5 protein-coding genes are annotated in these 14,265 nt (G+C 49.5%); 1 reads left to right on the top strand and 4 read right to left on the bottom strand.

Annotation, left to right across the window (positions count from 1 at the left end; translation table 11 throughout):
• Window positions 1-96 precede the first annotated feature (96 nt).
• Together KHQ09_RS04645 and KHQ09_RS04640 are read right to left on the bottom strand one after the other, a co-directional pair.
• A complete protein-coding gene (locus KHQ09_RS04645; RefSeq protein WP_213596654.1) occupies window positions 97-3,858 on the bottom strand; it encodes a TonB-dependent receptor in 3,762 nt (1,253 codons plus the stop codon).
• On the bottom strand, window positions 3,855-11,996 hold the full coding sequence (locus KHQ09_RS04640; RefSeq protein WP_213596652.1) for a DUF7507 domain-containing protein: 8,142 nt from the start codon (window positions 11,994-11,996) through the stop codon (window positions 3,855-3,857). The genes KHQ09_RS04645 and KHQ09_RS04640 overlap by 4 nt, the downstream gene beginning before the upstream one ends.
• A 251-nt stretch (window positions 11,997-12,247) precedes the next feature.
• Here KHQ09_RS04640 and KHQ09_RS04635 point away from each other — a divergent pair, with 251 nt between their 5' ends.
• The gene (locus tag KHQ09_RS04635; RefSeq protein ID WP_213600089.1) at window positions 12,248-12,427 is read left to right on the top strand and encodes a hypothetical protein; all 180 of its coding nucleotides are present in this window, start codon (window positions 12,248-12,250) and stop codon (window positions 12,425-12,427) included.
• 83 nt (window positions 12,428-12,510) lie between these two features.
• Here KHQ09_RS04635 and KHQ09_RS04630 read toward each other — a convergent pair whose 3' ends face one another.
• Both KHQ09_RS04630 and KHQ09_RS04625 read right to left on the bottom strand, forming a co-directional pair.
• Entirely contained in the window at window positions 12,511-12,969 is a 459-nt protein-coding gene (locus KHQ09_RS04630) for a hypothetical protein (protein WP_213596651.1), read from the bottom strand.
• 2 nt (window positions 12,970-12,971) lie between these two features.
• Complete coding sequence (locus KHQ09_RS04625) at window positions 12,972-14,078, bottom strand: agmatine deiminase family protein (RefSeq protein WP_213596648.1); 1,107 nt, start codon at window positions 14,076-14,078, stop codon at window positions 12,972-12,974.
• Window positions 14,079-14,265 lie beyond the last annotated feature (187 nt).

Below are 14,265 nucleotides of genomic sequence, written 5' to 3'. Positions count from 1 at the left end.
CAGCAATATAAATCCTTGGAATTTTGCAAAATGCCGCAGAAACAATACGGGCAGCTTTCGCTGCCCGTATTGTTATTATCCGTATAGTGATCCGGCTCAGAACTTGCCGATAAAATTCACAAACATGCCACGGTCATCAAGGCTCAGGTCACGCAGATCATCCGAAAAGCGGCCGAAATTATAACCGGCACCAACTTTGAAATTCTCGCCCACATGACGATAAACCGCTGCCAGCGCACCAAAATCGGTAGTTTTGGCTTCCGGCATATGCATCACACGACCTTCAAGCAGCAGATCCCACTTTTTAACAACATGCAGATCGGCACGGATAACCCCCAGATGGGCGGATGAACGCTGCCAGTCCTTGTCAAATTTATGATCATTTTCTGCCGGACGGTATTTCACGTCACCAATACGGAAACCGTATTTGGCACCGACTGAAAGCCACGGCACCAGATCATAAGTAAAGTCTGCCGACAGAATATGGCTGCGCTGTGCAGGCGCATAACGATAGTTGGAAACACCGCTGCCCAGCTGACCATTGCCCGGCATGTCATAGAGCCAGCTATATTTGAACAGCGCGTTCAGGCGGTCATTTTCCACCGGACGATAGGCATAACCGAATGAGGCTTCGACATAATCCGTGTTCTGGAATGAAGTGACATCCGATTTCGTATCCGAGAGAACCGCATCCACACTGACCAGTGCACGCCAGTCCGGATTGGTTTTCCATGAATAGGCACCAGCCAACAGATAGGTGTTCTGGTCACGGGTATGATCGTCTGAGCGCTCGACACGCACTTCACCACGCAAGCGACCGGTAATGCCGCGCTCCTCGTCCTTATAGCCGATGGCCAGCGACGGCGCATAACGGTCAAAGTCAGAATATTCAACGCCAGAGGAATTTGTGGTGTTGTCGCGGACACGGCCACCTTCAAAACCACCGTCAAATGTCCAGACATTATCCGGCGTATAGACCACACCATAAGTGTGTGTCAGCGCGCTGCGTACACCAAACAAGTCATAATTGCCTTCCGAATAGGCTGAAAGCACATCATTCATACGACGCTTCACACCGCCGACAATGGCACCCTTATCACGGCCGATCAGATCATAGCTGCGATTGAGATCAAAGGCTCTGTCCGGATCAAGACGGTAACCGACATAATAATGATCATCAGCATTCGGATCATAGGTCAGAGCGGCCAGACCACCGAGACCATTGGTGCCGTAGGAGATCTCTGCCTGCGTGCCGATTGTATCGGTCAGTTTCAGTTCTGTACCAACACCGATACGGTCATTACGTTTAATATCACCGGAGCGACCGGCTGTTACCTGCCCGAAGACATAATAAAGGTGATCGTCATCCTGACGGTAATCAATACGCATACCTGTATCTACGCGGGAACCGTCATAGCCGGTTTTGCCTGAGCGGATAGCGGTCGGTGACATCAGTTCGGTGTAAGTCACACCAAATGACACTTTCCAATATTCGTCAATCTCATGGCTGACGGAAGTCTTGCCTTCACGTTTGATCTGACCGTCCGCATCCCAGAAATCATCATAGATGAGTTTCAGACGGGTTTTGTCCGTCACATCCAGATCAGCATGAGCACCCCAGAGGCGTTTATCGACGCTGGTATTGTCGAAAAGACTGGAGAAACCGGCTTCTTTTTCTTCATAATAGCCGCCGATTTTACCCTGAACGCCGTCTTCCTGAATATCGGCCAGATCAATCTGACCTTTCAGGCGCCATGCCAGAGCGGTACGACCTTTATTGCCGGTAGCAAGGGTGTTGCTATTGGTCAGACCACCATCGGTGGAGCGGGTAAAGCCAAAGCCCTGCCCGTCAGAACCGGCCACTTCCCCCTCGATGAAAGTGGTGTCGGAATGGCGCACACGAATATCAACGCCGCCGGCCTTCTGATCGGCAGTGCCCGTGGTTTCCTGATAGCCAGTCACCCCCACACGCACATTGTCATTCAGCCATTGCTGGCCACGGCCACCAAGGCTGTAGCCGTCGAGATCACCGGCAACCGGTTCAAACTCATATTGTGCCAGCACATAGGTTTTGTTGCCGCCCAATGCACCGTCACGCACCGGATCGGATGTACCGGCAGAGGATGAAAGCGGACGATTGAGGATCAGCACGCCCTGCATATAATCAAAGCGGTAATCTTCTCCGGCTCTGAGTGTACGGCGCTCAATAACGCGACCGGTTACTGAATCGCGGAACTCAACCGTAATGGTTTCAGAACCTTCAACAATATTCTGGCGGCGCATGAAATAAGCCGAACCACCGGTTGCCAGATATTCCTCATATTGCGGCAATGTATCCGGCTGGGCAGCATATAAATCAACTTCGGTTTTACGCTCGCCAAAGCTTGTTGTTTCTTCCGAACGGTAAACGCCCTGCGCACCATAAAGTGCCCGGTCAGAGCGCATAAACTCTGTGCCGGTGATGCGGGTTTTGAAATTACCCCATACTGCACGGCTGTCACCATGCTCTAAACGGACGTAGAATTTACCATTGGTCGGTGCATCTTCCACAAAAGTGGAATCGTCACCATAGACCGGATAATAATCATCCGGATCGAGCTTGCGCAGCAGATGACGCGGGTTCTGCTTCCCGAAATTACGGAACATGTTATCGAGTTCGTCATCGGTTGTGTCAGCAGCAGCCGTCAGCAGATACTCGCCTTTGATTTTACCTTTAAGATAAAATGCCAGACGGCCATTGGTGGTGGTGCTGTCATATTCACCCGGACGCACGGCTTCAATACCGTTGTCGCCGTTGCGCTTGCGAAGGGTAATGTCAGCCAAACCGACATAGAACCAGTCATTATCCGGAATAGTGATATCGCGGTTAAAGGCCAGACCGTCGCCTTTCAGGCCGTCATTAATGCCGACATCAATATCGTGATCGCCGGGACGCAAAATGCGCTGCACTACGAATTTCTGCTGCGGGTCGACAGGAATGGTTTCACCAAAAGCTTTGACCTTATAGCCATCCGGTACATTGGTACCGTGAACTGTTACCGCACCGCCCTGCACGCGAATATTGCGAAGTGCAGTTCTGTCTTCGCCCATACCCGGTGCAACAGCTTCCGCACGATCGCCCAAAATATCTTTCTTTTCGCTACGGCGCAAAGTCAGAGCTTCGGTTTCGTCGAACCGGCCTTTTTCATCATAAACACGCAACACATAGGCATATTCACGTTCATCGGCTTGTGCCGGCATCACCCATTGCGCTTTGGCATTGGTTTTCACCGGCACAACAGCCACAGGCTTATCAACCGATTTGCCGTCACCGATTGCGAAAATGCGGATTTCCGAACGCTCAATAAAAGCCGGATAGTTGGTGCTTGCCAGAAACTCGACTGTTTCATTGGCGCTGTAGCTGCGACGCACCGGCATGGTGGAAACATTGAGGATCGGCGACGCATCCAGACCATCAAATTTGATCTGAATGTCAACGCTGCTCAAATCCACATCGGTTTTGCGCTCACGATCAATCTGACGTGGTGTTTGAGCCGTTGGTTTCGAGGCACTGGTTTCAACCGTATCACCATCCACACTGATCATGAACGGAATATTGCCCGCATCGGCAGCAATACCTTTTTCGGTATTTTCGCCGATTGTCAGATGACGCAGCGAGCTGTCATCCGACATTTTACCGCGCAGGTCTGAACCTTCGGTGGTTTCAGTCTTGGTTTGCGCCAAGACTGAAACGGTTGAGAAATGGCCTGCCATCAGTGCGGAACTGGCCAGAAGAGCGAGACGGGAGAAAGAACCGAGTTTGAACTGAGACATTTTCATAACCTTAAATTGCGTGGCGGTTTTCACTGAGCGGCTCATTTGCTCACCTCCACACGTGTCTCGATTTCAAGCGGGTAGTTATCTCCTTTGCGCTTCCACAGATCAGCGATCTGCTTGCGGACATGTTTCATGCGCTGTTTGGCCAATGACTGCTCATTGCCTGCCATTTTGTAGCTCAGACGCAGAACCGAGATTTCCTGTTTCAGGACTTCCACGAGCTGCGGCAGGTTGTCAGCCCACTGCTTTTTCAGCTCGACGCGGTTTGCTTCAAAAGCTGCATCCTGAAGGTCAAGACGAACAACACGGCTGATCGATGCACCAAAGTTCAGCTTGGTCATTTTACCGGCAGTCAGACGGACAACACGCGGGTTTTCAGTCGTCAGACGGTAGCCTGTCGGTAGCGTGCGGGTATCAAGCTTCATGATGAAGTTGGAACCGATGCGCTGATCCGGCATCGCTGCACAAGGCACATGGAAACGGCCATATTCGTCCGTTGTGATCAGCCAGCCCTTAGCGGTTGCAACACGCACACCGGCCAGACCTTTTTCGCCTTCATCCTGATAACCATTGCGGTTCTTGTCATCAAAGACAGTGCCGATGATTTCACCGCAATCGAAAACAGGTTCAGACATGATCTCGACAATCGCCTGTGCATCAGGTGCAACCGGCTTGCCGTCCTTGTCCGTTACGGTGGCAATATTGATGTGCTTGCCAGGACCCGCCGAACTCAGAACCAGCAGTTCAAGACGGATCTCGATTGTGCTGTTTGGCCCAAGCTTCAGATTCCTGAACTGGAGACGGCGACCGCTGATCTCCGGCTCAGATTTGTCACCATTCACAATGGCGGTTTCTGCAACATAGCGGAAACCGGAAGGCATCGTATCGATCACATGCACAGGGCCTGCATTGCTCGACGACGTGTTCTCGACCTTAATGATGTAAGGCACGCGGTCACCACGACGAACCTGATGCAGCAGTGCCTGCTTCGTAATTTTTACCAATGACGGCTCGGTAGCAGGCAGATTGATTTTCGCCTTATCTTCCTCAGATTCATAAGGCTTGCCGTTACGCTGATCGCCCTTGGCCAAGGCAATATTGGTCAGCGTTTCCGGAAGACCGGCAGTTGCATCAATATCAGCCTGTGACAGCACATAAGTTGCTTTAAAAGTCTGGCTTTCACCCGGTTTCAGGGTCACCGGTGCCGGAGTAATCGCGGACAGTTGATTGGTACCGCGGTTGCCTGCAAATAGCGGACCTTCATCCTGCACAGTCACATTATTGAGCAGTGCATTCCCCTTATTGGCAACATCAAATGTAAATTCGAGTGTCTCACCAACTTCCGGATAGCCATTGCCGTTAGCGTCGTTCCATTCACCCTTTTTAATGATTTCCAGCTCAGGCAGCGGAGGCATAACCGGCACAATAGTCGGCTCGTCTGTCTCCACTGTCGGGCCTGAAGGATCTTCAATGTCTTTCGGAGTAGTCGGATCGCCATAGGTGCCCTTCACTGTTGCTTGATTAACAACCTTTTCGGCATCAATATCCGCTTCAGTAATGGCGTAAGTGGCTGTGAATACCTGCTGCTCACCCGGCTGCATTGTGCCAATGGTGAAACTGTTTGGCGTTATACCTGCCGATGGATCATTCAGAACCACATTATTCAGCACCATATTACCGGTATTATGGACAGTGAATGTATATTCAATTTCCTGTCCGGCTTCCGCCGGTTCGGTCAGCTTGGAGTTCGCTTCCTTCACGACAGCAATACCCGGCCTCTGCTCCAGAGGAACTTTGATTTCCTCTGAAACATCCGGTGTCACTGGCTTAGTTGTCTTGTCAGTCGGGTCAACATAGTCACCGGTAACAGTGGCCTGATTAACGACTTCACCTTTTTCAATATCGGCTTGTGTGACTTTATAGGTCGCTGTCAGCGTGACCGCATTCGCATCCCCCGGCAACAATGTCGCAATGGTGAAAGGCATATCCGGCACGAGACCAACAAGCGGATCTTCCACAATGACATTGGTCAGTGTCAGATTGCCTGTATTGGTGACGAGGAAGGAATAGGTGATGACTTCACCTACTTGTGTTGGTGAAGAGAAGGCATGGGCTTCCGATTTGACAATCGTCACCGATGCCGAGGTTTCCAGTTCAACAACAGTTTTATCGTCATTGGTCAGATCAGTACCGGAAATATCCGTCACATCATCCGGCATACCGTTTACACTTGAGCCGTATACCTGTGCCGTGTTGGCAAAAGTACCTGCATCAATATCAGACTGTTTTAATGCATAGGTTGCAGTGAACGCATCTGTGTTGGCTTCACCAGGCTCCAACGGACCAGTCCAGTTAGACTGATTGACGACCTGCACATCGGTAACCAGATCAACAATGCGGATATTTTCAAGTGTCACATTGCCGGTATTGTGAACAGCAAAGTTGAACTTGATAACGTCACCAGCCTTGGCAGGCTTCGGCAATGAAGAGGCTTCAAGTGTTTTGATGAGCTTGATCGAAGGGTCGCGATCCAACGGTGTATCGGTGCTGCTGTCATCCGTTACCGGTGTCTTATCACCGTGCTCAGGAATACCCTTAACATCGGCGGTGTTTTCAACCTTACCGGCATTAATATCGGCAACCTTCAGCTTATAAGTACCGTAAACAACAGTCTGAGCTTCAGCATCATTGTCCTTGGCCGCATTAACCGGCTGCAGAATCAAGTTTTCCAGACGGGTCAGATCAGCAACATCAATAATCACGCCATCCAGATGATCGGTCAGAACCAAACCATTGAGCGCGACGTTACCGGTATTGCGGATAGTGAAGCTGTAGCGAAGTTCATCACCGATCTTTGCCGGATTGCTCAGACCATCAAGAATAGCCACCTTCTCAAGGCTGATCGAAGGCTTATGTGCAAGCGGCGTTACAATTTCATTAGAATCCACCGGCGGCTGCGGGCCTGTCGGATCTTCAAAATCAACCTTCGCAGTATTGATTACCTTACCAGCGTTCAGATGATCCTGCTGGATTGGTGCTTTAACCGTAAATGTACCGCTTTCACCTGGTGCCAGCGAGGCAAGTGATGCCGGTGCGATAACTGCACCCACCAGCGGATCACTGACTTTGATATTATAGAGAGTGACATTGCCCTCGTTGGTCGCTGTCACGGTCCATTCCAGTATATCTCCGGCATAGGCTGGTTCCGGCACAACCGAGCTTAATGCCTTTACAAGCGTCAGCTTCGGATCACGATAGGTCGGAACTTCCACCTCTGAAGGCGGTGTGGTGATCTTCTTGTCATCAGGACCATAAGTGCCGGTGGCCAGTGCTTTATTGACAACTTTTCCGGCATTAATATCCTGCAATTTCAGCAGGTAATAAGCCTCAACAGTCTTCGTTGCTTTCGGTGCAAGAGTACCAATATTAAAGGCACCGCTATCCACCACACCAGCCAATTCATCTGTAATCACTACATTGTTCAATGTCGTGTTACCGGTATTGGTGACTATGAATTCATAGGTGATCTTGTCACCAACAATTGACGGGGTTTTAACCTCTGACTGCTTCAGTTTCTTCTCAAACCTCAGAGCAGGTTCGCTCAGCGGCAGGTCAAATTTATCTGTTGAAGTAACCGTTTGCGGCGTGCCGCTAAAGTCACCCCAAGTCCCTTCAGTCCTCGCTGTATTTTCCAGCGTACCATTATCAATGTCTGTCTGTTTGACGACATAGGTCGCTTTAAAGGCCGTATCATTACTGGCGCCAACGGCGAGTTCTGCAATCTTTGTATTCGCAGTCCAGACCAGACCAGTTTTCGGATCGGTTACAACCACATCAAAGAGCGGTGTTTTACCGGTATTGGTAACTTTGAATGTATACTCAATCACGTCACCGGCTGTAATCTCGCCAGTTCCGCCAATGCGCGCACCGGTTTTTTCCAGCTTAATCGCTGCTTCCGGCACAATATTAACGGTGGTCGGCACGTTCCGGTTCGGATAGTTTTCACCACCGGCTCTGTTGTCTGACTTGTCCGCAATGCCGGCTTTACCGGAATATTCGCCGACTGCTGTAACATCTGCCTGATTGGTCAGAACAAGCGGATTGGCTTTCCATGGTTTATCAGGATTAACCCGCACGACTACAGTGGCAATCAGCGTTGCATTCGGCTGCAGCACGGCATTACTAACGATCAGCGTATTGGTTGCACCATTAAAACCAGCTGAGAGTGAACCGCTGTTCGTGCTGACGGATGTAACCTTGTAGAACCCTGGCTGCGGAACATTATCCGCTGATGGAGAACCAAAATTCTGTGCGCCAACATTCAAAACATCCGTCAGCGTGATGTCTTTCAACGGTTCCTGACTGAGGTTTTTGGCCGTGAATGTATATGTGACAGTATAAGTACCATCACCCACTGAAACAGGTGCATTGGCTACCTTGCTCAGACCAACCGAAGGCGTGACGTGGAGTGTGAAGTTATTCTCAACACTCTTGGAATCTTTTTCAATGACAACCGAACCGAGGGTTGTGTTGTTCACTGATGAGGTCTTGCTATCATTATAATCATTGGTACCAGGCACAGAAACACCGGTCTGGTATTTGCTACTGTCCGGCACCTTGCTGTAGCTGACCTGATATTCACCGGCAGGAACGCCTGTGAAATTATAGCTACCATCAGCGTTAGTCTGTGCGGTGAATGTGAGTGCTGCACCATCATGCTGGGCTTTACCATCCAGGGTGACAGTCACCCCAGTAACGCCGGTATCCATACCAGTATTGAAATCAGCTTTTTCGTTGAAATCGACGAAGATTTTACCGCTTACCGAACCACCGAGCACAGTCTGAACACTGTCGCTAGACGTATTATTGCCCGGGTTCTTGTCGAAAGATTTTGTCGTGACAGAAGCGGCATTGGTCATTGCCTCTGCTTTAAGATCCGTGATCTTTGTGGTGAGCTCAATGACCGTTTTTTCCGCCGGTTCCATATCACCGAGTTCACATCTGATCTGACGTGTATCGACAGCACCGAGACATGAACCACCCTTGCCGCTGACAATACGTGGCTCTTTAGTCAGCACCATGCCTTCCGGCAAAGTGTCTGTGAGAATAACATCTTCAGCAACTTCAAGGCCGTCACCTGACAGGCTTTCAACTGTAAGCGTCCAGGTAAAACTTTGACGCAGATCAACAACCGGCTCGTTGGCTTTTTTGACAACGCTGACATCGGACTTCACACGAACAGTGGTTGTTTCATCATCCGCATTATTGGCCGGATTACGGTCATAGTTTTTAGTTGTTTCATCAGAAGTTATTACAACTTTGTTCTGATAAGTACCGCGTACCAAAGACTTCATTTGGACTTTGAACTGCACTTCAGTACCGGCTTTAAGTACCGGAATAGAGCATGTAAGCGTTCCGCCTGCCTGACCAGCATTCACATTTGCTGGTAAGCAGGTAAGGCCTGCCGACTGACCTTCCACTTTATCATAGGAAAAACCGGCTACCGGAAATGTATCAACAATATTGACATTATACGCATCCGACGGGCCATCATTTTTGGCTACAATCAGATAAGTTGTATTGGTGCCTTTCTCGACCGGATCATGTTGCTCGCCATCAACCGTATCGGTTTTAGTCACCAAAAGATCAAGTGCAGGTGCAAGGATTTTCACCTTAACGCTGGCAGCATTGTTGGTCTTGTCTGTTTCTTCAGTCGTGGTGCTGACCGTTGCATTATTGACAAGCTCATCTTCAACCTGACCGGTTGAAGGCTTAACTTCAATAGCCACTTCTTTCTGGGTGCCGTTTTCGAGACGCGCCCATGTACAGGTGATGGTGCTATTGGCGGAAGTAACGACCTCACCTTCCTTGAGGCTTGTCGAACAGGTTGCGCCATTTTCGGTAATACCAACGAAACGAACACCGACTGGCAACTTATCTTCAATAACAACATTGTCCGCACCACTCAGACCGTTATCATTGACACGGGCAGCAATGGTATAAACCAGCCCCTGACCTGCGGCTGCACCAAGCGCCTGTGACGGGCTGGATTTCAGAACAGTAACATCCGTTACCGGTGCAACAGTGTAATCAACAAAGGAAGAGTTATTGTTCTGATTTGCATCCGGAACTTTGGTGGAGAAAACATGCGCCGTATTGCGCTGCGTGCCTTCTTTACCCGCAAAAGCACTAATTTTAACAATAGGGCAATCTTTACCCGACACACAAACCGGCAAGGTTGCAATGTCGCATTTCAGATTGACATGATAGGCACCGCTCGGCGGTGCCGTACACACCATGCCGCTTGCACTGCCCTTCTGCACATCAAGGGTAACAACCGCCTTATCGCCCAGTGCGCCTGCAACAATATTCTCAATGCGATCATCCATGACAACCGAAGTTGCCACTGCGTCACCATGATTGATGATTTCGATAGCAAATTCGATTTTTTCACCGGCTTTTACAGCCGATTTGCCGATGACGGACTTTTTGACTTCCAGATCAGCCAGAGTTTTGTCGTCTTCGGAACCCGCATTACCGCCAACATGAACTGTATTATTTGTTAAATCGACGTCTGTAACATTATCCGGCAGCGAAACGGTCATACCGTTGTTAAATGTGCCGCTTTTGGTCATTTTGACCTTCAGCCTGATCGGGGTGGTATAGGCACCAACGCCAAGCGGATTATCTTTTGTGTACTGGTTTGTTTTACAAACAACATCGGCCTCACCCGGGACAGAAGCCGGAGTACAAGACCAACCATCAGGCGTATCTGCCGATACCATCATCATGCCCTCAGGCAGATGATCTGTTATCGTCAGCTCGCCAGCGAAAGCGGCATTTCCAATATTGCTGCTTCTGAGAACATATTCATATTCTTGACCAACGATGAGCAAACCATGCTCAGGGCCGGATTTGTGCGCCTTTAAATCAATCGCCGGATCAACAATGCTCGCGCCGCCGTCATCAGTGGTGTTGTTACCAATATAATCAGGGTCTTCATTTTTAGACGTTATTGTCGCTTCATTGGTAACAGGCGCACCTGCTCCCTGACCGTCATGCGTCGCCTTAATTGCCGTAGTATTAATTTTGATCGGCGTCTTATACTGGCTGCCAGCAGATTTGGTATACTCACAAACCACATCTCGACCAGATATTGTACAAGCCCAACCAGTGCCGGCCAGATTTCCGAAACCTACAAACTCATAATTTTCCGGAAAAACATCTTTGATAACCGCCTGTGAAGGCTCATCACCGGCAACCTGTGGCGTCAAAGTAAATTCAACCGGAGAACCGGTTAGGAGAAGACCTTGCGGGGAGCGCACCTTGCTCAGACTCACATCCGTACCGGCAAGAACCTTCATATTTGCAAGTGCTTTATTATTTTCAACGTCCGGATCGAGTGGTGAGTTTGCAATCACCTCAGCCGCAATCAGAATGTTAGAGCTGTTTCCGACTGTTACCTGTCCGGAAAAGCCAAAATCCAGAGACTGGCCTGGTTCAATTTCCTGTTTGATTTCACAAGTGACAATATTGCCCGACAATGTGCAGCCATTTTCCATCGGCTGGTCCATCACAACACCTGCAGGGACAGGGAAGGTAAGTGTTGAACCCTTTGACGGATACGGGCCTTCATTTTTAACAGTCGCGGTAAAGTTAACTTTGCCACCGCCCTTAACTTCAGCAGGAGCATTCAATGTCAGGGCTAAGTCAGCGCCTTTGTTAACAGTAATGCTGCGGTTCTGCTCAGCGCCGTTCTTGGCAATTTTACCATTAAAAACGACAACACCCTCTTTCTGAGGGCTCAAACGGATTTTAGCGGTTACGCTTTCCTGCGGCTGAAGTATACGCACTTCACAGGTAATTATCGCATCGTTAGTCAGCTCTACGCCAATGGCAGGCATTGGGGCGCAACCGCTGAAAACGTCCTTATCAACATCAAGGCCGTAAAACTTAACCGATGCTGGGATCGTAAATGCAACGCTCGTCGGCGTGGTCGGGAAATTATCACTGTTATTTACAGTCGCAGAAAACTCAATCTCAGTACCGGCCGCCAGCGGACTTTGTTTGTCAGCATTAATATTGAGTGTCCAGCCTGTTACGCTTTGCGCATAAACGCCAGACAGAGAGTTGAACATGGCAAAAATCGCCATGATAAACACTGTAAATAACCGTTTCATTTCGTCCCTAAAACCTATGCTTACACATCGGTCGGGACATAAAAGAAAGCGCTGCTCACCCGTGTTTAACAAAAACACAAGCGCGCAGAATCAATTACCCGCGAACTGAAAGTTCGCGGGTAATTAAAACATATTCAATTAGGCCCCCACCTTGATGAGGGGCACTACATGATTCGAAATAGTTAACCAATAATTAATTGATATTTTTGAATAATTTTCCCTCGACGTGACTCTTAAACATAAAAACAGCGATGAAAAATATTTTTCCCAATAATTTAATGGGGCAAAAAACGAGCCTGAATGAAGGTTCTGTTGTATGGGAAATCGATCTCGCAAAGAACACAGTCATCCGTGACAAGCGCATGGTTGGCGAGAAAGACAGCGGAACCTGCAAACCTATATCCGCTGAGCAAAGCGGCTTTGAAGAATAACAGACTGTACACTGCTGATTGAAACCACCTGCTCACCGCCAACAATGCTGGCAGGGTGTAAACCTCCCTCCCCGCATATAGTTTTAAGGGCTACTGTTTTGCGAGCAGGTATTCTCAGGCTTGCAGACAAGTCCCGTCTGCGCCAGCAGATCAGCCACCCCGTCACGCGCTCCCAGCCCCTCGGAATCACATAGATATTCCATGTGATCACTCAAATATCCGGCCATTGGTGCGCGCCAGTCCGGTGAAGTTTCGACCATCTGCTCAGCCGTATAAAGCAGATATTCGACATATGCCCCGTAAGCGGTGAGTTCTGTTTTCTTGCTGATCGAGCAATAATCAGCTCTTGCCAACTCCGGCTTTTGAACAGTCAGGTTCAGAAACTCGCGATATATTTCGCGCGCGGTCTGATCCCGCTGTATCAGATCGGCCTGACCGACCTGATACGGAATGATAATCAGTGCTGAAAGCGCGGCAAAGGCCGTAGCAATTCCGCCCAAAGCGGCCAAGGGTTCAGTATTGCGCCGTAACCAGTTCCACATATTCAGACCTTGGGTTGTTCATGAGTTGCACAGTGAATACCACCGCCAACTTCCCCTACCGGATCGATATTCAGTGTAACAATCTCGCGGCCGGGATATAATTTGCCAAGTATAGCAGCAGCCCGCTCGTCGGCCTCACGATCTCCGAATTCCGCAGCAATCACCCCGCCGTTACAAACATAATAATTCACATAAGAAGACACAAAATCGCGGCTCTTCGAACGAATATCGTATGGCTCCGGCAAAATAACCATATCCAGTTTGCGCCCCTCGGCATCACTCGCTGCGGCCAGAATGTCATGCGTCTCGAAGGAGGCAACCGACCATGGGTCTTCGGCGTCAATTTCATCACCCACCTGGATCAGCAACTGTCCCGGCTTAACGAAACGGGCAAGCGCATCAATATGATAATCGGTAATATCTGCACCAATAATTCCGGGCGCCCAAATCATCTTGCGTGCACCCATCGTATCCAGCAGCATCTTCTCAATTTCAGCTTTGCTGCCCCGATTGCGATTGGCATTAACGAAACTGCTTTCATGAGCGATCAGCGTACCGTGGCCATCGGTTTCAACGCCGCCCGCCTCCCCTACCAGACCTGCATCAAAAACCTGCAAGCCTAACCGTTCGGCTATCTGTGTAGCGATCTTACCGTCTGCGCTGTGGGTCTGCTTGTTTCCCCAACCATTAAAATTAAACTGTGTGACGGCCAGTCCACCTTTTCCATTGACGACAAATGAAGGGCCGGAATCGCGACACCATAAATCGTCAGTCGGAATGTCCCATAACTCCACCTTCTGCGATATCAGTTTGCGTGCAGCACCGTGATGCTTTGCTGCAGCCAGCATCACAACCGGCTCAAACTCTGCGATCGTATTGGCGATTTTCGCTATCGTTTTCTGAATATCATCAAGAAAATCAGGATCATCATAGACAACAGGATTAACCGGCCACTGCATGAAAGTACGCTCATGCGGCTCTGTTTCTTCCGGATACCAAAATCCCGCAGCACGCGCTGATGAACCTTCCGCCTGCCCCCGACGCGTTTGCATCGACAGACCAACGGCAGCGGCGGCAGCCCCCAATAAAGTTTGACGGCGTGTCATCATCCTATCACCATGAAAATAAAAAAGAAAAATCGATATTTTAGAATGTATTTACATAAAGTAGAGCACCCTTAAGCGCTGTCAACGGATGCTGAACAAATTCACACATATTGCAGGGATATTTTTTGACACTCTGCCCCGTTGAATGATGCATTATTGGCGAGAGATGACGCTGTGACGGGTAAACAGC

It is taken from the genome of Pseudochrobactrum algeriensis, assembly GCF_018436245.1.
Taxonomy (GTDB): domain Bacteria; phylum Pseudomonadota; class Alphaproteobacteria; order Rhizobiales; family Rhizobiaceae; genus Pseudochrobactrum; species Pseudochrobactrum saccharolyticum.
Note: the sequence above shows the minus strand (reverse complement) of the source record. Positions and strands in the feature narration are given on the sequence as shown.